Origin of the sequence: Lentzea sp. NBC_00516 (assembly GCF_036346835.1) — a bacterium.
GTDB classification, from domain to species: domain Bacteria; phylum Actinomycetota; class Actinomycetes; order Mycobacteriales; family Pseudonocardiaceae; genus Lentzea; species Lentzea sokolovensis.
Genome location: NZ_CP107840.1, coordinates 3,985,083 through 4,006,017, shown reverse-complemented (window position 1 = coordinate 4,006,017; position 20,935 = coordinate 3,985,083). Strand labels below are relative to the sequence as shown.

Genomic DNA, 20,935 nt, shown 5'->3' with positions numbered 1-20,935 from the left:
CGGTACGCCCTAAACGCAGCTCAGAACGGGGTTCGCCCAGTCCGAGTGGTCGTTGGCGTTGCCATCACCGTTGTCTGTCACCCGGAACGTCAGCACCGTTGCTCCAGACGTGTCGACGGTGATCGGAACCGCTGCGCTTTGTCCTGTCAGTGTTGGGCTTTGGTACGCGGACACCCCGTCCTTCAGCACCTCGAACCGGACGGTGCCGCCGCCGTTCGTCTCGTCGTCGACACCGATCGTGGCGGTGAGCGCGGAGCACTTGCCGCCGGTGTAGACCTGGAACTCCGAGTCGGCGTGCGTGCCGACGCCCTTGTCGAACTTCGCGCCGCGGACGCTCATCGGATTGCCGTCACCGCCCGAGTTCTCGCCGTTGCTGCGGTCGCGTTCGATCGGACCCCAGCCGTTGCGCTCGTCGAGGAACTCCAGCGCGGACACCTGGGTCTCGCCCTGCGGAGGACGCGGCGTGGCGGTGAAGTCCTTGGTGATCGTGCTCGTCGCCTTGCCCGAGCTGATCTCCGCGAACACCGGGCGGGTGCCGGTCTCGTCGCCTTCGCGCTTGATCGTCACCTTCGCGGAACCACTGGAGAGGTCGACGGTGCTCGGTGTGACGGTCCAGTTGTCCGGCGCGGTCAGCCTGGCCGTGGTCCTGCCGGGGCAGGGCTTCGTCACGACCAGTTCCGCCTCGACCTGCTCACCTGGTTCGAGAACGGTGTCGGCGGCGTTGAGCTGCGCGGTGGGCGCGCAGTCGACGTTGCGGCCGAGCTTGCCCGTCGCGGCCTCCACGGGCGTGAGCGGGCGCAGCAGCACGGAGTACGCGTACTCGTTGCCCGCCTCCACCTGATACTGCGGCAACGGCTCGTGGAACGTCTCGCTGACGCCCGTCACGCGATGTGCCGCGTGCAGGGTGGTCCAGCCGTCGTTCTTCTTGAGCGCGAACGGGTACGCGGCGCGGTCGAGGTCGTCGTACCGCGAGACCCGGACGTCCAGGTCGCCCGCGACGAGCAGGCCCGCGCGGCCGTTGGACAGCGTCGCCCAGCGCGTGTCCGCGTGGTTGCCGAAGTCCTGCGGCTTGTAGTAGTCGTTGAACTCGCGGTCCACTGTGGACTGGTAGACGCCGACCGGGTTGCCTGCCTTGCGGTCGTCGTAGTTCTCGCCGGGACCACGGCCGTACCAGGTGAACCTGCTGTAGTCGTCGGGAACCTTGAGCGTGAAACCGATGCCGGGCAGGTAGCTCAGGTCGCGCATGCGGTCCTGGGCGGCGACCCGGTGGCCGACGGTGATCTCGCCGTCGCCCGTGATCCGGTAGGTGAAGGTCTGGCCGAACGACGCGGTGGCCACGGCCTGGGCGGTGGACTTGGCCGTGATGATCGTGTCAGACGCGTTCTGGGTGACCGTGACGCTCGATGGCGTGGTCTTGAGGCGGTCGAGACCGTTGCGGTACCAGGAACCGTCCTCGCTCATGAACTCGTTCGACAGCGGCGCGCGCCACGCGTCCAGCTCCGGACCGGTCTTGAGCAACTCGGTGCCCCGCACGCGCATCGACGTGAGCGTGCCGGACCTCTTGCTGACGTTGTAGCGGAAGTCCTTGCCGGACACCACGATCTCGTCGTCGCTCTGGGTGGTCGTGAGCTTGCCGGGTGCTCCCGGCGTGTGCAGACCGGCGATCTGCGTGCCGCCCAGCGGGAACTGGGCGATGCCGACGTCGTTGCCCCGCCGGTCGGTGGCGCGGACGGTCAGCCAGCGTTCGGTCTCGGCTTGGAAGTCGGGCAACGTGATCGTGCCCGGCTGGAGCCTGCCGCGGTGCTCGGCGATCGTGCGGCCGTTGTCCTGGACCTGCCAGCGCAGTTCGAGGTCGTCGGTGCCGGTGAACTGGCGTTCGCTGACGGTCGTGAGCTTGTTGTCCGCGAAGGAGAAGCGGATGGGGGAGTGGACGGCCATCAGTTCGGTGGTCTCCGGCTGCGGCCTGCGGTCCGACCACACCACGCCGTCGACGCCACCGGTGCCCGCGCCGTAGGACTGCCGGCGTCCCTTGTCCTCCAGCTTCTCGAAGTCGAGCGCCAGCACGGCGGCCTTCTTCGGGTCTTGAGCCAGCTCGGCGTCGGTCAGTGCGCGGTGGTAGATCCGGACCTGGTCGACCGAGCCGTGCGCCATGCGGGTGCCGACGTTCTCCTGCATGGTCTCGGCGTTGCGGCCGATGTTGACCGGCCAGTGCGACCAGTCGATCGAGCCGCTGTAGTCGGTGGTGGAGACCTCTCGGCCGTCGATCAGCAGCCGTAGCCTCGAGCCGTCGAACGTGCCGGTGACGCGGTGCCAGTTGCCGTAGAAGTCTGTGGGGACCGTGGCCCTGACCGTGCGCCAGGTGCCGCTGTGGACGAAGAACTCCAGCGTGGTGGCGTTGGACATCTTCAGCGCGTACTGGTGGTCGCCCTTGGAGATGACGGTGAAGTCGCCGGTCCAGGTGTCGGGCTTGACCCAGGCGTCCAGTGTGAGACCGGTGGTGACCTCGTCGAGCTTGCGGTCGCGATAGACCTCGACGAAGTCGTCGAGTCCGCTGAGCTGCAACGCTTTGCCGTGTGGTCCGTCCACCTGGGACGGTTTGCCGGACAGGTAGGAGAGGATGCCGTTGGCGTCGTCGGGTGTGGTGTAGAGCGGTAGGGCGATGTTCTGCTCGGCCCAGTCCCAGATGAAACCGCCCTGCACCTGCGGATAGGCGCGCACGACGTCCCAGAACTCCTTGAAGTTGCCGAGGCTGTTGCCCATCGCGTGCGCGTACTCGCCCATGATGATCGGCTTGGTCGTGGTCTTCGCCTTGGCCTCGAGGCTCGCGGGCGACGGGTAGCGCGGGCCGGCCACGTCCGCGAACGGCGCGTCACCGTCCGGCACGTTCGGCTGGTGGTAGAGCGGACGGGTGTCGTTCTTCCGCGCGTACTCGGCCATCGTGTAGTGCGCTTTGCCGAGGCCCGCCTCGTTGCCGGTGTCCCACATGACCACGCTCGGGTGGTTCTTGTCGCGCTGCATCATCGCCACGAACCTGTCCTGGAACGCGTCCTGCCACTCGGGGCGTTCGGCGAGGCAGTTGTTCGGGCAGCCGTCGTGGTGGTGGGTCTCGATGTCGACCTCGTCGGCGATCATCAGGCCGTTGCGATCGGCGAGCTCGTAGAAGTACGGGTCGCTCGGGTAGTGCGAGGTGCGGACGGCGTTGATGTTGAACCGCTTCATCAGCTGGACGTCTTCGTCCTGGTCAGCGTGGGTGACGTAGCGGCTGCCGTGCACGCTGGTCTCGGCCCGGTTGGTGCCGCGGAACAGGACGCGCTTGCCGTTGATCTTGAACTGCCGGTAGATGATCTCGATCTCGCGGAACCCGACCGGTTGCCTGCCGGTCTGGATCACGCGGCCGTCCTTGAGCAGTTCGATCCGTAGCTCGTAGACGTTCGGGGTCTCGTCGGTCCACTTCAGCGGGTTCGTGACCTTGCCGTCCCTGACGGTGACCTCGCGGCCCTGCGGGTCGAAGAGCCTGGTCCGGACGGTGTGGCCCTCCTGCGGGCCGCCGATCTTGACGTCCGTGCTGATCGTGGCGTCGCGGTACTGGGTGTCCAGATCGGTCTTGATCGTGACGTCCTGGAGGTACGTCCTCGGCGTCGAGTAGAGCCAGACCTCGCGGAAGATGCCCGAGAACCGCCACTGGTCGTAGTCCTCCAGGTGGGAGCCGGAGCCCCAGCGGTGGACCTGGACCCTGATCGTGTTGCGGCCGGGCTTGAGCCTGCTGGTGAGGTCGAACTCGGCGGGCGTGTAGCCGCCCTGGTCGTAGCCGACGTACGCGCCGTTGATCCAGACGAAGTATCCGCTGGTCACGCCCTCGAAGCGGACCAGCGTGCGGTCCCAGTTCGCGGGCAGGTCGAACGTCTTCTCGTAGACGCCGGTGGGGTTGACGTCGTGCGGGATCGACGGCGGGGCGTCCGGGTACATCTCGGTAGGAATGTTGCGGAACATCGGGTGGTCGAGGAAGTCGGTCTGCCACGTGTGGGGGACTTTGACCGTGCGCCATCCGTCGGGCGTGTCTCTGACGTCCTGCGGCCTGTCGAACATCCGGATGCGCCACTCACCGTTGAGGCTGAGCCTGCGCTCGGGTTTCAGATCCGGGTGCGGAGGTTCCTGGTGCTCACCCGTCATTCTGGGATTCTCCAGATATGCCAAGGCATCCAGGGGTTCGGCCTGCGCGGTTGCGGGGGCCAGTGAGAGCGCTACCACCGTGGCTACGACGACACGAAGCATGCCTTCGGAAGCTAGGGGCGGTGTGAGGACGGCGTCAACGAATGTCCGCTCTTTCTGTCCGAACGGATCGAGCGCGCACGTCCCAGCACCCGGAAATCACACCCCACTCCGCAGCACGCGTTAGTGTCGGATACATGCAGACCTGGTCATCAATTCCTGTGCCGCGGGTTCCGGGGGACCCCCGCCCGCTGCGGCTGTTCGACACGGCCACGGGCGAAGTGCGTCCGACGGCTCCAGGAGACACCGCCAGGTTGTACGTCTGCGGGATCACGCCGTACGACGCGACGCACCTCGGCCACGCCGCCACCTATCTCGCGTTCGACCTCGTGCACCGCGTATGGCTCGACAACGGCCACAACGTGCACTACGTCCAGAACGTCACCGACGTAGACGATCCGCTTCTGGAGCGGGCGCTGCGGGACAAGGACGACTGGGAGGTGCTCGCGATGCGCGAGACCGCCCTGTTCCGCGAGGACATGGAGGCGCTGCGCGTCCTGCCGCCGCAGGACTACGTCGGCGTCGTCGAGGCGGTCCCCGAGATCGTCGAGGTCGTCGTCAAGCTGCTGAACGACGGCCACGCCTACCGCGCCGACGACTCCGAGTACCCCGACATCTACTTCGTGCACGACGCCACGGGCCGGTTCGGCTACGAGTCGAACTACTCCGCCGAGGAGATGCTGCGGCTGTTCGCCGAACGCGGCGGCGACCCGGACCGTCCCGGCAAGCGCCACCCGCTCGACGCGCTGCTGTGGCGCATGAAGCGCCCCGGCGAGCCCGCGTGGGAGTCCGAACTGGGCGAGGGCCGCCCCGGCTGGCACATCGAGTGCAGCGCCATCGCCCACAACCGCCTCGGCGCCGGCTTCGACGTCCAGGGCGGCGGCTCCGACCTGATCTTCCCGCACCACGAGTACTCGGCCGCGCACGCGGAGGCCCAGACCGGCCAGCACCCGTTCGCCCGCCACTACGTGCACGCGGGCATGATCGGCCTCGACGGCGAGAAGATGTCGAAGTCGCGCGGCAACCTGGTCTTCGTCTCCAAGCTGCGCTCGCAGAAGGTAGACCCGAACGGCGTCCGCCTGGCCCTGCTCTCTGGCCACTACCGCGAAGACCGCCCGTGGTCGCAGGACCTGCTGGACACGGCGCTGGCGCGGCTGGACAGGTGGCGCACCGCCGCGGGCCTCGACACCGGACCGTCCGCTGTGGACACCGTGACGCGGCTGCGCGACCACCTGGGCAACGACCTCGACACGCCTCGCGCGCTGGCCGCGATCGACGCGTGGGCGGACGAGGCGTTGACGCACGGCGGGTCGGACAAGCACGGGCCGTCGCAGATCCGTGACGCGGTGGACGCGCTTCTGGGCGTCGACCTCTAACCAGTAGTCCATGTTGTGGCGCTGCTCAGTCGCAGCGCCACAATGGACCGGTGATGGACGCGGCACGGCGCGACCTCGCGCGTATGCGGGAGTCAGCGGCGGCATGGCAGGAACTGCGCTACGAGCGCACCGACGACGGCGATGACGCCAACGAGGTGCCGCGCGCCAAGGTCCTGTGGGCGTTGCAGTACGACCGACGGCCCGAGGACCTGCCGCTGCTGCGGTTCCTGGCCGAGCAGGAGGCGTTGTGCCGCCGCAACGCGCCGTTCCAGGGCATCGGCGAGCAGGCCCAGCTGGCCGGCTATCTGCTGGCCGCGCACGGGCAGGTCGAGGACGTGTGGCGGCAGCACGCGATCAAGCGCGCCAACTTCGACACCTGGTGCGGCTACGACGAGGAGCACGTCTTCGCCGCAGGCGCTGAGACCACGGTCGCGCACGTGCGGGCGAGTGACCACCCCGATCGCGACGAGGTGCTGGAGTTCCTCCTCGACCGGGACGTGGACGACGAGGACGTGCGGGAGTGGCTGGAAGGACGCCACGAGTGGTTCCCGCTGGATCCCGGCGACGAGGACCCGCTGACGTGGGTCCAGCGCGCGAAGCTGGTGGGGGAGCGGGAGCTGGCGCGTGCCGAGCTGAACCGGTGGGCGTTGGGCCGTTCGATGGACATCAGCACGTTGACCCAGTTGCGCTACGAGCTGGCCGATCTCGGGGACTTCGCGGAGGCGTCGCGGACCCAGCGGGAGGCCCTCGCCTTCGCTGACGGTGACTGGAATCGCGCAGTCGGGTGGTGCGTTCTCGCGGAACTCGAACGCCAGGCCGGGGATCACGGCTCTGCTTGGGACGCGTTGCGGGAGTGCGGGGCCGCCTTGAGAGGTGTGGCGGACTGGCGGGAGGTCGGGCTCGGGCGCGATTTCGTGAAGGAGCTGTACCTGCTCGCCGGGGTCGCGGAGATCGGGCTCGCCAGGGAGGTGTTCGCCGAGGCGCAACGGCAGGCGCGGGACGTGCCGGGGCTGCCTCCGGTCGTGCTGCAGGCCGCGGCGGAGGCGGCGGAACGCTGCGGGTAAAAGGAAACCGCCCCCGAGGCGGAAGCACCGGGGGCGGTCTCGTTCAGCGGTTCAACTGGTCTGCTCAGACGTCGAGCGTCCAGTTGTTCAACGTGCCGGTGTCCAGGAACGCCGCGTCGCGCACGCGCAGCGTCCAGGTGCCGTTGGCAGCCTCACCAGAGAGGTTCTTGGTGTAGGTCTCGTTGATGTTGTCGGCCGAGCCGCCGGACCGGTTGTGCAGGTTGACGACCGTGCCGTCGGGCGCGACCAGGTCGACCACGAGGTCGCCCTTGTAGGAGTGCGTGATCGAGACCTTGATCGACGCGGTGGCCGACGCGTTGCCCGCGCAGCCGGAGACGACGATCGTGCTGTTCACCGTGGACAGGTCCGGGATCGCGACCGGGGTCGAGTTGGTCTTGGCGTCACAGCTGCCGCCGACCGCGTTGACGACCCACGAGAACGTGGCCGTGCCCGTCTTGTTCGCGGCATCGGTCACCGTGGCCGTGACGGACGAGGTGCCCGCCGTGGTCGGGGTGCCGGAGATCGCGCCGGAGGCGGACGCCGACAGACCGGCCGGGAGGCCGCTCACGGACCAGGTGTACGGCGCGGTGCCGCCACTGGCCGCGAGCTGCAACGACGCCGCCGTGCCGACCGTGGAGGTCTGCGTGCCGGGGTTCGTCACCGAGGGGTTGCCCGGCTGGCCGCCGCCGAACAGCGTGTAGAGCAGCTTGTTCGGCGTGTTGGCGCCGACGTTGGTGATCTTGTTGGGCGTGGAGGCGGCGTTGAGGCCGTCCCACACCGCGGCCGGGCTGTCGTTCGGGTGCGTGGCGAGCCACAGGGCTGCCGCGCCCGCGACGTGCGGGGTGGCCATCGACGTACCGGAGATGTTGTTCGTCGAGGTGTCGTTGGTGTTCCACGACGACACGATGTTCTGACCCGGTGCGTAGATGTCCGTGCAGGAGCCGTAGTTCGAGAACGAGGCGCGCGCGTCGGTGTTGGTCGACGCGTTGACCGTGATCGCCTCGGTGACGCGTGCAGGCGAGGTGCTGCAGGCGTCGGTGTTCGAGTTGCCGGACGCGATGGCGTAGGTGACGCCGGACGCGATGGAACGGCGCACGGCCGCGTCCAGGGTGGCGTCCGCGCCGCCGCCGAGCGACATGTTGGCGACAGCGGGCTTGACCGCGTTCGCCGTCACCCAGTCGATACCGCCGACGACACCGGCGGTCGTGCCGGAACCGCCGCAGGTCAGCACCTTGACGGCGACGACCTTGGCGGCCTTCGCGAGGCCGTACTCGGCGCCGGCGATGGTGCCGCCGACGTGCGTGCCGTGGCCGTTGCAGTCGGAGTTGTTGCCGTCACCGGAGGTGTTGGTGCCCCACGTCGCGCGGCCACCGAACGTGGAGTGCGTCGTGCGCACACCCGTGTCGATGACGTACGCCGTGACGTTGGACGCCGTGGTGTCGTACTGGTAGCTGTTGCTCAGCGGCAGGTCGCGCTGGTCAACGCGGTCCTGACCCCATGACGGCGGGTTCTGCTGGACGTCGAGCAGGTGCACCTCGGCGTCCTGCTGGACGTACGCGACCTTCGGGTCCGCGGCGAGACGGGCGGCCTGCTTGGCCGTCATCTTCACCGAGAAGCCGTTGAGCGCGTGCTGCCAGACCTGACCGACCTGGCCGCCGTACTTGCCCGCCAAGCCCGGTGCGGCGGCCCTCGACGCCGTGTCGGCCTTCAGCGAGACGATGTAGCTGTCCTTCACGACATCGGCGCGGTCGGCGCCGAGAATCGTCCCCACGTTTTCTTGAGCTGATGCGGCGGGGACCACGGCGGCGGCCAGACATACGGCGGCCGCGGCAGCGAGTCCCGTACCCAAGACTCTTCGCATTGCAGGGTTCTCCCTCGTGCAGGGAACAGGGTGACCAGCACGCTAGCCCTAAACCGCAGGTCAGAGGGATACGCCGTCGAGTGCGAACTGTTGACAGATTTGACATTTCGTGTCAAAGCGACAGTTGCGGACAGTCACGGAAATAGGCCGAGAGAACGCATTTGGTTTCCCTATATCAACCCGAACGCCGCGAGGTCCACCCCTCGATCGACCCTACCGTCCGGTAGACATGCCGAAGTAGCGTCGCCCAGACGGAGGAACGAACTGATCGGGCAGTTCGCCGCCTGGGGACGCCATTCATCCGGTGTCGTACGCGCTGTGTTGCAGCACAGCTGATCTCCTCATCGCGGTTGCCCGGTCCGGCGTTACACCGGCCCTGCACAAAACCGAAGACCAAGGAGAAATGCCTATGAAGCGCATGGCTGTCGCAGCTGTGGCCGTGTTGGCGGGTGCTCTCGCGACGACGGTCTCCCCTGCCGCCGTCGCCGCCGAGGGACCGTCCGCTGACCTGCTCGCCGCGATGCAGCGCGACCTCGGGCTGGACGCCACGCAGGCGGCGGAACGGTTGCGCCAGGAGAGCGCGGCCACGGTCCTGCAGCGTGTCGCGGAAGGTTTCGCCGGCGAGAGCTATGGCGGCGCGTGGTTCGACGCGTCCATCGGCAAGCTCGTCGTGGGCGTCACCGACGCGGCCAAGGCCGACCGGCTCCGCAAGCTCGGCGCGGAGCCCCGCACGGTCGCGCACAAGGCGAGTGACCTCGACGCGGCCAAGGCGAAGCTGGACGCGGCGCAGGCTCCGGCCGAGGTCACCGGCTGGTTCATCGACACCAAGGCGAACGCGGTCACGATCACCGTCAAGCGCGGCCAGACCCAGGCGGCGCAGACGCTGGTGGAGAAGGCGGGCGCGGTCGCGAAGGTCGTCGAGACGGACGAGGCCCCGCGGTTGTTCAAGGACACCCGTGGCGGTGACGCCTACTACATCAACAACGCCGGTCGCTGCTCCGTCGGCTTCGCGGTCACTGGCGGCTTCGTCTCCGCCGGACACTGCGGGTCGCCCGGCGACACGGTGACGGGCGTCGACAAGACGGCGATGGGCGAGTTCGAGAAGTCGTCCTTCCCCGGCAACGACTACTCGTTCGTCAAGACCAACTCGTCCTGGACGTCCACGGCCAAGGTGAACCACTACGGCGGCGCTGACGTCGTCGTGTCCGGTCACACCGAGTCCGCGGTCGGCGCCTCGATCTGCCGTTCCGGCTCGACCACGGGCTGGCACTGCGGCGAGGTCCAGGCCAAGAGCCAGACCGTGAACTACCAGGAGGGCTCGGTCAGCGGCCTCACGCGCACGAACGTGTGCGCGGAGCCCGGTGACTCGGGTGGCTCGTGGGTCAGCGGCACGCAGGCACAGGGCGTCACCTCGGGTGGCTCCGGCGACTGCACCAGCGGCGGCACGACCTACTACCAGCCGGTCAACGAGATCCTCGAGACCTACGGTCTGACGCTCACCACGGGCTGACGTAAATGAGGTGAGGGGGAGCTTCCGATGGTGGAAGCTCCCCCTCATCGCGTTTCAGCAGGGGGAACAGGGTGGCGGACCGCATGGAGCTGGAGATCGTCGTCGGACCGCGCGACGAGGAGATCGGCTCGAAGCTGGACGAGGCACCTGGCTGGCCCGGATACGCGCGGGAACTGCGCGAGGTGTTCCGAGTGGCGATTGAGGCGAGCGGAGTCGCCACGCTGCAGGTCAGCGGGCTGATGGTGCACGAGCCGTTGCCCGACCGGCTCTCGTGGCTGCGCGAGGGGACGAGCATTCCCGCGGCCGAGGCCGCCGACTTCTACGCGGAGACCGTGGGGCGCGGGGCCAGCCCGCTCTTCTGCCTGGTGAGCGACGTTCTGCGGATCGAGCTCGACTGGGACGGACGGGTGTTCCTGCCGACGACGCAAGAGGTCTGCGACGCGTTGGACGACCTGCCGGAGGAATACCTGGAGATCGGGTGGCGGCCGCGCGAGCCGGACCCGCAGCCGGACGGCATGGTCGAGTCCGTGGCGGACGAGGAGTTCTGGGCTCAGGTGCGGCTCGCGGCGCGGCACAAGCTGACGTTGCTGTGCGAGCGGTGGGCGTCCGGGCAGTGCGGCACCCGGTGGTTCCTGCTGACCCCGGAGAACGCCGACGGCGTGATCGCCGCGATGGAGCCGGGCTCACTCGTCAGCGTCGCGGTCGATCCCGAACTGCGGGTTCGTTTGCTGGACAAGGGTTTCACGGCGTTCACCGCACCGCTGAAGGCGGGCGCGCTGGTCTATCGCGAGGTCCCGGTCGGCGTCGAAGACGACGCGGAACTGGCCGAGGTGACCGGCGCCGGGTTCGACCTCTTCCTGTCAGCCGCGGCACAGGCCGAGCTGTACGCCGTGGTCCCGGACGCGGACGGCGCAGCACTCCGGCAGTGGGACGACCCGAAGCAGTTCCTCTGAGCCAGAACTAGTCCTGACGCTCTTGCATCCACTTCTCGCGGTGCACGCGCCAGCGGTCCAGCATCGAGCCGAGCTCGCTGTGGGCGAACCGGAAGAACTCCCGGGTCTCGTCCAGCCGCAGTCCCGCGTCGGTGTCCGGGCCGAGCGCCGTGACGCCCTCGCTGAGCACCTCGTCGATCATCACCAGCATCTGGTCCTTGCGGAACGTCGCCTCGTACCAGACGTTGTCGCGCATCCGGTAGATGTCGCGGCGTGATCCGGGCTCGCGCTCGCGGCTGACGATCTGGACGGTGGTCAGGTAGCGCACCGCGCCCGACACCGCGGCCGGGGAGATCTGCAGGAGGTCGGCGATCTCGGCTGCGGTGAGCCGTCCCGAGTCCGTCGTCAGCAGTGCCGCGAGGATGCGAGCCGGCATGCGCGGAACGCCGGTGTCCGCCAGAATCCCGCCGAACCGTTCGACGAACTGGCTCACCGCCTGCGTGTCACGCTCCGTAGTACTCGTCACGGCGGCATCATCCCCTTTCGTCAGCCGATCGAGCAAAATTTACGTCCTTCACGAAGTTGTGAAAGAAGTGTAGCTTACCGGGCATGACATCTGCGATATCCGTGTCGGGCCTGGTGAAGACCTTCGGCTCGACGCGTGCACTGGACGATCTCAACCTGGACGTCCAGACCGGTGAGGTGCACGGCTTCCTCGGGCCGAACGGCGCGGGCAAGTCGACGACGATCCGGGTTCTCCTCGGCCTGCTGCGTGCCGACTCCGGCACCGCGCGGCTGCTCGGCGGCGACCCGTGGAAGGACACCGCGGCTCTGCACCGCCGGCTCGCCTACGTTCCCGGCGACGTCAACCTCTGGCCCAACCTGACCGGTGGCGAGGTCATCGACCTGCTCGGACGGCTCCGCGGCGGCTTGAACAAGAAGCGCCGCGAGGAGCTCCTGGAGCGCTTCGAACTGGACCCGCGCAAGAAGGGCCGCACCTACTCCAAGGGCAACCGGCAGAAGGTCGCACTGGTCGCCGCCCTGTCGAGCGACGTCGAGCTGCTGATCCTCGACGAGCCGACCTCCGGCCTCGACCCGCTGATGGAGTCCGTCTTCCAGGCCTGCATCAACGACGAACGCGAACGCGGCCGCACGGTGCTGCTCTCCAGCCACATCCTTGCCGAGGCCGAGGCGCTGTGCGACCGGGTGAGCATCATCCGCAACGGCCACATCGTCGAGACCGGCACGCTCGCCGACATGAGGCACCTGACCCGCACGTCCATCTCCGCGGAGCTCGCGGGGCCGCCGAACGGGCTGACGTCGATGGCCGGCGTGCACGACCTCGTGGCCGAGGGCAACCGCGTCCGGTTCGAGGTCGACTCGGACAAGCTCGACCTCGTGCTCAAGCAGCTCGTGTCCACCGGCGTGCGCACGCTGACCTCGCAGCCGCCGACCCTGGAAGAGCTCTTCCTGCGCCACTACGAGGACGTGAAATGACCGGCACCTGGCAACTGGTCCGCCTGGCCCTGCGCCGCGACCGGATCCTGCTGCCCGTCTGGGTGCTCTTCCTGGTCGGCGTCACCTACTCGACGACGACCGCGCTCGAGGAGCTGTACGACACGCAGCAGTCGCGGGACCTGCTCGGCGCCACCGCGAACGCGAACTCCGCGTTCCTGGCGATGCTCGGCCCGTTGCACGACTGGTCGTCGCTGGGCGGCCTGGTCGTGTGGCGCTGGGGCGTCTTCTCCGGCCTGTTCATCGCGATCATGGCCATGCTGGTCGTCACGCGGCACACGCGCGCGGAAGAAGAAGCCGGCCGTACCGAGCTCATCGCGGCCACGGTCGTCGGACGGCACGCGCCGCTCGCCGCCGCCGTGATCGTCGCGGGCGGCACGAGCCTGCTGATCGGTCTGCTGCAGGCACTGGCGCTGATCGGCAAGGACCTCGCTCCGGCGGGCGCCTTCGCGTTCGGCCTCTCCACCGCGAGCGTCGGGCTGGTGTTCACCGGCGTCAGCGCGTTCACGGCGCAGCTCTCGGAGAACTCGCGCGTGTCCAACGCGATCGCGGGCGGTTTCCTCGGCGTCATCTACCTGCTGCGCGCGGCCGGCGACGCGGCGGGGGAGTCGGGCCCGCAGTGGCTGACCTGGTTCTCGCCGATCGGCTGGACCGAGCACGTGCGGTCGTTCGGCGACAACAGGTTCTGGGTGCTGCTGCTCCCGCTGGCGGCGTTCGTCCTGCTGGTGGGCGTCTCCTCGTACGTCGTGACCCGCCGCGACGTGGGGCTCGGTCTGCTCCCGGCCCGGCTCGGCCCGCCGCACAGCACGATCAGCACGCCGTTCGGGCTCGCGTGGCGGCTGCAGAAGGGTTCGCTGATCGGCTGGTCCATCGCGTTGTTCGCGGTGGGCGTGATCTACGGCAGCGTCGCCCAGGCGGTCGGGCAGATGGTGCAGGACAACCCGGCGCTCGGGCAGATCGTCAGCAAGATCGGCGGCGCCGACGCGATGGTGGACGCCTTCTTCGCCACCATCACGCAGCTCATCGGCCTGATCGCCTCCATCTACCTGGTGCAGGCGATCCTGCGGCTGCGCTCGGAGGAGACCTCGTTCCGCGCCGAGCCGATCCTGGCCACACCGGTCTCGCGCTGGAGCTGGGTCGCCTCGCACGCGGTGTTCGCCCTGGCCGGCGGTGCGGTCGTGCTGGCGGCGTCCGGCCTCGGGCTGGGCCTGGTCTACGGACTGCAGATCGACGACGTGGGCACCGTCGTGCCGCGGATGCTCGGCGCGGCGTTGGCCCAGCTCCCGGCGGCCTGGGTGATCGCGGGCGTGGCGCTGGTCCTGTTCGGACTGTTCCCCCAGCTCACCGGTGTGAGCTGGGCGGTGGTGTCGGTGTCGCTGGTGATCACGCTGCTCGGCCCGGCCCTGCAGCTCGATCAGTGGATCATCGACGTCTCGCCGTTCACGCACGTCCCGAAGTACCCGGACATCACCTTCGGGCCGCTCGCGTGGCTCACCGCGGTGGCGGTGGTGCTGCTGGTCGCGGGGTTCGCCGGGTTCCGGCGCCGAGACGTGACAACGTGACGATCGCGGGGATGGTCATCAGCAGGCCCGCCGGGACGAGGAACCCCAGCAGCGGATGGGCCTGGTAGAGCGGGACGAACGCCAGCGGGGACGCGGCCGCGCCCATGAAGCGCAGTGACTGCGCGACACTGACGCTGCCGCCCTTGTTGGCGTTGTCGCTCTGCAACACCAACGCGTTGATGCTCACCAGCACCCCCTGAGCGGCCGCACCGGTCAACGCCCACGCGAGTACCACGATGGCGGCCAGCGGCGTCGTGCCGGCCGCCGCGACGAGGCCCGCGCCGAGCGTCGCGCCGATGATCACGGTGGTCGCGGCACCGAACCGGTCGATCGCCTTGCCGACGAACCGCGCGGTGGCGAAGCCGACGATGCCGAACCCTGTGAGCAGCACACCGCGTTCGCCCGCGCTGAGCCCGAAGACGTCGTCGAGCCGGAACGCCACGAGGAACGACAACCCGCCCAGACAGCCCCAGCCGATGAACCCGACGAGCGCCGGCCACAGCGTGCTCGGCACGAAGGCACTGCGCAGACTCGTGTTGCGCTCCGGTTCCGCGTCCGTCTGAGGCACGCCCAGAATCGCCAGTCCGACGGCCACCACGGCGATCACGACGAACGCCAGCCGCCAGTCGATCTCGGCGGTGAGCCCGCCGACGAGCGGCGCGGACGTCTGCCCCGCGGCCTGCATCGACCCGAACAGCCCGAGCGCGCGGCCGAGCTTCTCCTTCGGCGTCGAGGCGGCGATCACGGCCAGCAGCACCGGCGTCGTGAACGAGTTCGCCGCACCCTGCAACGCGCGTGAGGCCAGCAGCACCTCGAACGTCCAGGAGGAGGCCGCCAGCAAGGACGCCAACGCATAGGCGACGTAGGCGATCCGGACTGTCCGTTGTGGACCCCAGCGCTGCGCGAGCGTGCCGGAAGCCAGCATCAGCACCGCGAACGGCACGAGGTAGTACGTCAGCGTCGCCGCGGCGGACCCCGCCGAGCGGCCGAAGCTGTCGCCGATCTCGGGCAGGATCGACGTCGTCACGGCGCCGCCGAACGGCCCGATCAATGCGCCCGCGTACAACCCGGCGCGTGCCAACCGTCCCAACGGGCACCTCCGCCGCCCACCCTATTGCGGTGGGCGGCGGAGAGCGCCCGAAGGTGGTTGTTGTCGCTAACTTTCTATCCGTGGAGGCCGCTCGTGAACTTCTGGAACGACTCCCTGACGTCGCTCACGGTCGTGTGAGGACCGTTCTCCCCGAGGGAGTCGACGGGGGAGAGGGGAGCTGCACTGGCGGGAGACACGGCCAACAGCACGCCGCCGCCCGCAGCAAGGCCGACAACGATCTTGCGCACGAGAGACACGGTGGTTCCTGTCTGAAGATGGATCTTGCTACCCATTCCTCGGCGCCGGGAATCCTCAACTCGATCACTCGGAAGCGTGAAAAAGCCGTCCCGGTCCAAATGACCGAGACGGCTTCTGACCTGCGTGAAGGCTAGCGAGGACCGGTCGACGGCCAGCCGGGACCACGCCCGCGGCGGCGCAGGTAGCGCTCGAACTCCGCGGCGATGTCGTCACCCGAGGCCTCGGTGATCTGGAGCTCCGCGTCGCCGCGCTCTTCCAGGGCGCGCACGTAGTTGCGCACGTCCTCGTCCTCGTCGGCCATCTCGGTGACCGTGCGCTCCCACTCCTCGGCCTGCTCCGGCAGCGCGCCGAGCGGGACCTCGATGTCGAGCACCTCCTCCACCCGGTGCAGCAGGGCCAGCGTGGCCTTGGGGGAGGGCGGCTGCGACACGTAGTGCGGCACGGCGGCCCAGAACGAGATGGCCGGGATGCCCGCCTGCACGCACGCGTCCTGGAACACGCCGACGATGCCGGTCGGGCCCTCGTACTTCGAGTGCTCCAGGCCAAACTTCTCGGCGGCGTCCGCGTCGTAGGCCGTGCCGGTGACCGGGACCGGGCGCGTGTGGGGCGTGTCCATCAGCAGGGCGCCCAGCGTCACCACCGTCGTCACCCCGAGAGCGTCGATGTGGCCCAGCAGTTCGGCGGCGAACTTGCGCCACCTCATGTTCGGTTCGATGCCGTGCACGAGGATCACGTCCACGTCGGAACCGGGAGGGCGGCACACCGACAGCCGCGTCGTCGGCCAGTCGACCCTTCGCGTGACGCCGTCCACCATGCGCACGGTGGGGCGCGTCACCTGGAAGTCGTAGTAGTCGTCCGGGTCGATCTCGGCGAGCGGGGTGGCGTCCCAGGTGAGTTGGAGGTGCTCGATCGCGGTGCTGGCGGCGTCGCCGGCGTCGTTCCAACCTTCGAACGCACAGACCATGATCGGAGCCGTGAGCGGGATGCGCGGGTTCGGAGGGGTCGGGGATTCCTGGGACGGATCGTTCACGGCGCCAGACTACGGCCTCCCTCGAGCAACTCATCGTAGGCTTGGCCCATGCGTGATCGCGGAGAGTCGCCGTTGCTGGAAGCGCTGGTGAACCGTGTTGTCGTCGCTGACGGCGCCATGGGCACCATGCTTCAGGCCGTTGACCTCTCTCTTGACGATTTCAACGGTCTTGAGGGCTGCAACGAGATCCTGAACGTCACCCGCCCGGACGTCGTGAAGGCAGTGCATCGAGGCTATCTCGAAGTCGGCTGCGACGCCGTGGAGACGAACACGTTCGGCGCGAACCTCGCGAACCTCGCCGAGTACGACATTCCGGACCAGATCTTCCACCTGTCCGAACGCGGCGCGGCGCTGGCACGGGAGGTCGCGGACGAGTTCGGCACGTCCGGGCAACCCCGGTTCGTGCTCGGGTCCGTCGGTCCCGGCACGAAGCTGCCGACGCTCGGCCACGCTCCCTATGCGACGTTGCGCGACGCCTACCAGGAGCAGTGCAAGGGCCTGCTCGTCGGCGGTGTCGACGCGATCATCGTCGAGACCTCGCAGGACCTGCTGCAGACCAAGGCGTCCGTCGTCGGCGCCAAGCGCGCGATGACCGCCGAGGGCCGGCACGTCCCGATCATCGCCCAGGTCACCGTCGAGACGACCGGCACGATGCTGCTCGGCTCGGAGATCGGCGCCGCCCTGACCGCGCTGGAGCCGCTGGGCATCGACCTGATCGGCCTCAACTGCGCCACCGGTCCCGCCGAGATGAGCGAGCATCTGCGCACGTTGTCCAAGCACGCGCGCATCCCGTTGTCGGTGATGCCGAACGCCGGACTCCCCGAGCTGGGCCCGAACGGCGCGGTCTACCCGCTGAGCCCGGAGGAACTGGCTCAGGCGCTGTCGGGGTTCGTTCGCGAGTTCGGCGCGCGGCTCGTCGGCGGTTGCTGCGGCACGACCTCCGAGCACCTGCGTCAGGTGGCCGAGGCGGTGCGCGACCTGGGACCGTCGGCGCGCCGGCCGCGCCCGGAGCCCGGTGTGTCCTCTCTGTACCAGGCCGTTCCGTTCAAACAGGACGCCTCGGTGCTGATGATCGGCGAGCGCACGAACGCCAACGGCTCCAAGGCGTTCCGTGAGGCGATGCTGGTCGAGAAGTGGGACGACTGCATCGAGATCGCGCGCGACCAGACGCGTGAGGGCGCCCACCTGATCGACCTCTGCATCGACTACGTGGGCCGCGACGGCGAGGCGGACATGCGCGCGCTGGCGTCCCGTTTGGCCACCGCGTCGACGTTGCCGATCATGCTCGACTCGACCGAACCGAACGTGCTGCAGGCCGGTCTGGAGTGTCTTGGCGGCCGCAGCGCGGTCAACTCGGTGAACTACGAGGACGGCGACGGCCCCGACTCCCGGTTCCAGAAGATCATGCGGCTCGCCTCGGAGCACGGCGCGGCGGTCGTGGCGCTGTGCATCGACGAGGAGGGCCAGGCCCGCACCGCCGAGTGGAAGGTCCGCGTCGCCACCCGGCTGATCGAGGACCTGACGACCAACTGGGGCATGCGCGTCAACGACATCATCGTCGACTGCCTGACGTTCCCGATCTCCACCGGCCAGGAGGAGGTCCGCCGCGACGCCGTCGAGACGATCGAGGCGATCCGCGAGCTCAAGCGCCGTTTTCCGGACGTGCAAACGACTCTGGGCCTGTCGAACGTCTCCTTCGGACTGAACCCGGCCGCGCGCCAGGTGCTGAACTCCGTGTTCCTGCACGAATGCGTGCAGGCGGGTCTCGACACGGCGATCGTGCACGCCTCCAAGATCGTGCCGATGGCGCGCATCCCGGACGAACACCGCGCGGTGGCGCTGGACCTGGTCTACGACCGCCGCCGCGAGGGCTACGACCCGTTGCAGAAGCTCATGGAGCTGTTCGAGGGCGTCACGACGAAGTCGAACTCCGCCACACGGGCCCAGGAACTGGCCGCGCTGCCGTTGTTCGAACGCCTGCAGCGCCGCATCGTGGACGGCGAGCGCAACGGCCTGGAAGCCGACCTGGATCTCGCCCTGGACGAGCGCCCGGCGTTGCAGATCATCAACGACACGTTGCTGGCGGGCATGAAGACCGTCGGCGAGCTCTTCGGCTCCGGCCAGATGCAGCTGCCGTTCGTGCTGCAGTCCGCCGAGGTCATGAAGACCGCCGTCGCGCACCTCGAACCGCACATGGAACGGTCCGACGCCGACGGCAAGGGCCGGATCGTGCTCGCCACCGTGAAGGGCGACGTCCACGACATCGGCAAGAACCTCGTGGACATCATCCTGTCCAACAACGGCTACGAGGTCGTGAACATCGGCATCAAGCAGCCGATCAACACGATCCTGGAAGCCGCCGAGGAGCACCGCGCGGACGCGATCGGCATGTCCGGCCTGCTGGTCAAGTCGACCGTGATCATGAAGGAGAACCTCGAGGAGATGAACTCCCGGGGTGTCGCGGCGCGGTGGCCGGTGCTGCTGGGCGGCGCGGCGCTGACGCGCGCGTACGTCGAGAACGACCTGACGGAGATGTACTTCGGCGACGTCCGCTACGCCCGCGACGCCTTCGAGGGCCTGCGTCTGATGGACGCGATCATGGCAGCCAAGCGCGGCGACGCTCCTCAGCTGGACGCCGAGATGCGGGAGAAGGCGGCGGAACGCAAGGTCCGTCGCGAACGTTCGCTGCGCATCGCGGCGGCCCGCAAAGCCGTTGCGGTGGAGGAAGAAGTCGTGACCGGCCGCTCCGACGTGGCTGCCGACAACCCGATCCCGGCCCCGCCGTTCTGGGGAAGCCGGGTCGTGAAGGGCATTCCGGTCGCGGACTACTCGGCGTTGCTGGACGAGCGTGCGACGTTCATGGGCCAGTGGGGCTTGAAGGGCGCGCGCGGCGGCGGTCCGACCTACGAGGAGCTGGTCGAGACCGAGGGCCGCCCACGCCTGCGCTACTGGATGGAACGCCTTGTCTCGGAAGGTGTTCTTGCCCACGCCGCCGTCGTCTACGGCTACTTCCCGTGCGTCTCCGACGGCGACGATCTGGTCGTTCTGGAAGAGCCGTCAGTGGATGCGGCGGAGCGCTTCCGGCTCACTTTTCCGCGCCAGAAAAGGGATCGAAGGCTGTGCCTGTCGGACTTCTGGCGCTCGAAGGAGTCCGGCGAGGTCGACGTCATCGCGTTCCACCTCGTGACGATGGGCCGGCCGATCGCCGACTACGCGAACGAACTGTTCGGCAAGAACGCGTATCGTGAGTACCTGGAAGTCCACGGACTGGGGGTCCAGCTCACCGAAGCGCTGGCCGAGTACTGGCACAAGCGGGTCCGCGAGGAACTCGTCTGGCCCACCGGCGGCACCGTCGCCGCCGAAGACCCCGCCGCCGTCGAGGAGTACTTCAAACTCGGCTACCGCGGCGCACGCTACTCGTTCGGCTACGGAGCCTGCCCTGAAATGGAAGACCGCAGGCGCGTCGTCGAGCTGCTCGATCCGTCGCGCATCGGGGTCTCGCTGTCCGAGGAACTTCAGCTCCACCCGGAACAGTCCACCGACGCCTTCGTGGCGCACCATCCGGAGGCGAAGTACTTCAATGTCTGACCTGCACGCTGTCCTGTGGGACATGGACGGCACGCTGCTGGACTCCGAGAAGCTGTGGGACATCCCGCTCTACGAGTACGCGGAAAAGCTGGGAGGCGTGCTCTCCCTGGAGACCCGCGAACGCATGGTCGGCAGCAACGTGTCGACGACGATGCGCCTGCTGTTCGCCGACGTCGGCATCGAACCCACCGAGGCCGACATGGCCGACGGCGCCGCCTGGATCTCCCGCCGCACCGAAGAGGTGTTCCGCGCCGGCCTGCCGTGGCGTCCGGGCGCAGCCGAGGCCCTGCGTGCGGTGCGCGCCTCAGGCGTGCCGATGGCTCTCGTGACGTCGACCGAGCGCTCGCTGACCGAGGTGGCACTGGACACGATCGGGCGGGACCTGTTCGACGTCACCGTGTGCGGCGACGAGGTGGACGGGCTGAACAAGCCGCTGCCCGAGCCGTACCTGAAGGCGGCCCGGTTGCTGGGCGTGGACGCTGGGAGCTGTGTCGCGATCGAGGACTCGCCCACCGGGGTGGCCGCGGCGGTGGCGGCCGGGTGCACCGTGCTGGTGGTGCCGTGCGACGTCGAGGTGGAGGCGGGGGAGCGGCGGATCTTCCGCGACTCGCTCGTGGGAGTGGACGCGGACGTCCTGAAGGCCCTCTAGCCCCAGACTCCTGGCGTCTGCTGGGCGCTCAACTTCTTGAAGTGCAACCAACAGCAGAGGCGAGCAGAACACCGCCGGCGTCAAACGCGATGGTGATCTGCAGGTCAGCCACGGCCAGGCTGAACGGATCATCGATCGGAAAATTGTCTTCGATGCGGTCGACCACCCGGTCGATGGGAGGCAGCCAGCCGTGAGGATCCACGCCGTTGATCGCGAGCGACGCGGTGGGAC

The 20,935-nt window shown here is 68.6% G+C and carries 15 protein-coding genes; 8 read left to right on the top strand and 7 right to left on the bottom strand.

Annotated features, from left to right (window positions below):
* Positions 1-9: 9 nt before the first annotated feature.
* The gene (locus OG205_RS17645) at positions 10-4,170 is read right to left on the bottom strand and encodes a glycoside hydrolase family 2 TIM barrel-domain containing protein (protein ID WP_330277338.1); all 4,161 of its coding nucleotides are present in this window, start codon (positions 4,168-4,170) and stop codon (positions 10-12) included.
* Between the two features lie 236 nt (positions 4,171-4,406).
* Here OG205_RS17645 and mshC point away from each other — a divergent pair, with 236 nt between their 5' ends.
* Both mshC and OG205_RS17635 read left to right on the top strand, forming a co-directional pair.
* Positions 4,407-5,645 carry a cysteine--1-D-myo-inosityl 2-amino-2-deoxy-alpha-D-glucopyranoside ligase gene (gene mshC, locus OG205_RS17640; protein ID WP_330277337.1) on the top strand — a complete coding sequence of 413 codons (1,239 nt, stop codon included), beginning with the start codon at positions 4,407-4,409 and terminating at the stop codon, positions 5,643-5,645.
* Between the two features lie 53 nt (positions 5,646-5,698).
* On the top strand, positions 5,699-6,709 hold the full coding sequence (locus OG205_RS17635; RefSeq protein ID WP_330277336.1) for a hypothetical protein: 1,011 nt from the start codon (positions 5,699-5,701) through the stop codon (positions 6,707-6,709).
* 64 nt (positions 6,710-6,773) lie between these two features.
* On the opposite strand, the gene OG205_RS17630 is transcribed toward OG205_RS17635, so the two are convergent.
* Positions 6,774-8,480: a S8 family peptidase gene (locus OG205_RS17630; protein ID WP_330277335.1), complete on the bottom strand. Its 1,707-nt coding sequence runs from the start codon at positions 8,478-8,480 to the stop codon at positions 6,774-6,776.
* A gap of 499 nt (positions 8,481-8,979) precedes the next feature.
* Between OG205_RS17630 and OG205_RS17625 the strand changes: the two genes are divergently transcribed.
* Entirely contained in the window at positions 8,980-10,080 is a 1,101-nt protein-coding gene (locus OG205_RS17625; RefSeq protein ID WP_330277334.1) for a S1 family peptidase, read from the top strand.
* Between the two features lie 71 nt (positions 10,081-10,151).
* Positions 10,152-11,033: a hypothetical protein gene (locus OG205_RS17620; RefSeq protein WP_330277333.1), complete on the top strand. Its 882-nt coding sequence runs from the start codon at positions 10,152-10,154 to the stop codon at positions 11,031-11,033.
* 7 nt (positions 11,034-11,040) lie between these two features.
* On the opposite strand, the gene OG205_RS17615 is transcribed toward OG205_RS17620, so the two are convergent.
* The gene (locus OG205_RS17615) at positions 11,041-11,538 is read right to left on the bottom strand and encodes a GbsR/MarR family transcriptional regulator (RefSeq protein ID WP_330277332.1); all 498 of its coding nucleotides are present in this window, start codon (positions 11,536-11,538) and stop codon (positions 11,041-11,043) included.
* Positions 11,539-11,621: 83 nt separating this feature from the next.
* Between OG205_RS17615 and OG205_RS17610 the strand changes: the two genes are divergently transcribed.
* On the top strand, positions 11,622-12,509 hold the full coding sequence (locus tag OG205_RS17610; protein ID WP_330277331.1) for an ABC transporter ATP-binding protein: 888 nt from the start codon (positions 11,622-11,624) through the stop codon (positions 12,507-12,509).
* Complete coding sequence (locus OG205_RS17605) at positions 12,506-14,089, top strand: ABC transporter permease (RefSeq protein ID WP_330277330.1); 1,584 nt, start codon at positions 12,506-12,508, stop codon at positions 14,087-14,089. Before OG205_RS17610 ends, OG205_RS17605 begins: the two co-directional genes overlap by 4 nt.
* Here the strand turns inward: OG205_RS17605 and OG205_RS17600 are convergent.
* From OG205_RS17600 to OG205_RS17590, 3 genes are all read right to left on the bottom strand, one after another.
* Positions 14,019-15,179, bottom strand: a complete 1,161-nt coding sequence (locus OG205_RS17600; RefSeq protein WP_330277329.1) for an MFS transporter — start codon at positions 15,177-15,179, stop codon at positions 14,019-14,021. The two genes, OG205_RS17605 and OG205_RS17600, sit on opposite strands and share 71 nt — an antisense overlap.
* A 74-nt stretch (positions 15,180-15,253) precedes the next feature.
* Positions 15,254-15,427: a hypothetical protein gene (locus OG205_RS17595; RefSeq protein ID WP_330277328.1), complete on the bottom strand. Its 174-nt coding sequence runs from the start codon at positions 15,425-15,427 to the stop codon at positions 15,254-15,256.
* A gap of 140 nt (positions 15,428-15,567) precedes the next feature.
* Entirely contained in the window at positions 15,568-16,467 is a 900-nt protein-coding gene (locus OG205_RS17590) for a PAC2 family protein (RefSeq protein ID WP_330277327.1), read from the bottom strand.
* 48 nt (positions 16,468-16,515) lie between these two features.
* On the opposite strand from OG205_RS17590, the gene metH reads away from it, so the two are divergent.
* Positions 16,516-20,055, top strand: a complete 3,540-nt coding sequence (metH, locus tag OG205_RS17585; RefSeq protein WP_330277326.1) for a methionine synthase — start codon at positions 16,516-16,518, stop codon at positions 20,053-20,055.
* Positions 20,048-20,704 (top strand): HAD family hydrolase, encoded by a 657-nt coding sequence (locus OG205_RS17580; RefSeq protein WP_330277325.1) that lies wholly within the window; start codon positions 20,048-20,050, stop codon positions 20,702-20,704. Before metH ends, OG205_RS17580 begins: the two co-directional genes overlap by 8 nt.
* Positions 20,705-20,732: 28 nt before the next feature.
* Here the strand turns inward: OG205_RS17580 and OG205_RS17575 are convergent, their stop codons facing one another.
* Positions 20,733-20,870 carry a hypothetical protein gene (locus OG205_RS17575; RefSeq protein ID WP_330277324.1) on the bottom strand — a complete coding sequence of 46 codons (138 nt, stop codon included), beginning with the start codon at positions 20,868-20,870 and terminating at the stop codon, positions 20,733-20,735.
* Positions 20,871-20,935: the final 65 nt, after the last annotated feature.

Excerpts from the sequence above, each read along its gene's own strand:
- OG205_RS17635 (WP_330277336.1), top strand. The coding sequence starts at position 5,699 with ATGGACGCGGCACGGCGCGACCTCGCGCGTATGCGGGAGTCAGCGGCG.
- metH (WP_330277326.1), top strand. The coding sequence starts at position 16,516 with ATGCGTGATCGCGGAGAGTCGCCGTTGCTGGAAGCGCTGGTGAACCGT.
- mshC (WP_330277337.1), top strand. The coding sequence starts at position 4,407 with ATGCAGACCTGGTCATCAATTCCTGTGCCGCGGGTTCCGGGGGACCCC.
- OG205_RS17605 (WP_330277330.1), top strand. The coding sequence starts at position 12,506 with ATGACCGGCACCTGGCAACTGGTCCGCCTGGCCCTGCGCCGCGACCGG.
- OG205_RS17610 (WP_330277331.1), top strand. The coding sequence starts at position 11,622 with ATGACATCTGCGATATCCGTGTCGGGCCTGGTGAAGACCTTCGGCTCG.
- OG205_RS17580 (WP_330277325.1), top strand. The coding sequence starts at position 20,048 with ATGTCTGACCTGCACGCTGTCCTGTGGGACATGGACGGCACGCTGCTG.
- OG205_RS17645 (WP_330277338.1), bottom strand. The coding sequence starts at position 4,170 with ATGACGGGTGAGCACCAGGAACCTCCGCACCCGGATCTGAAACCCGAG.
- OG205_RS17625 (WP_330277334.1), top strand. The coding sequence starts at position 8,980 with ATGAAGCGCATGGCTGTCGCAGCTGTGGCCGTGTTGGCGGGTGCTCTC.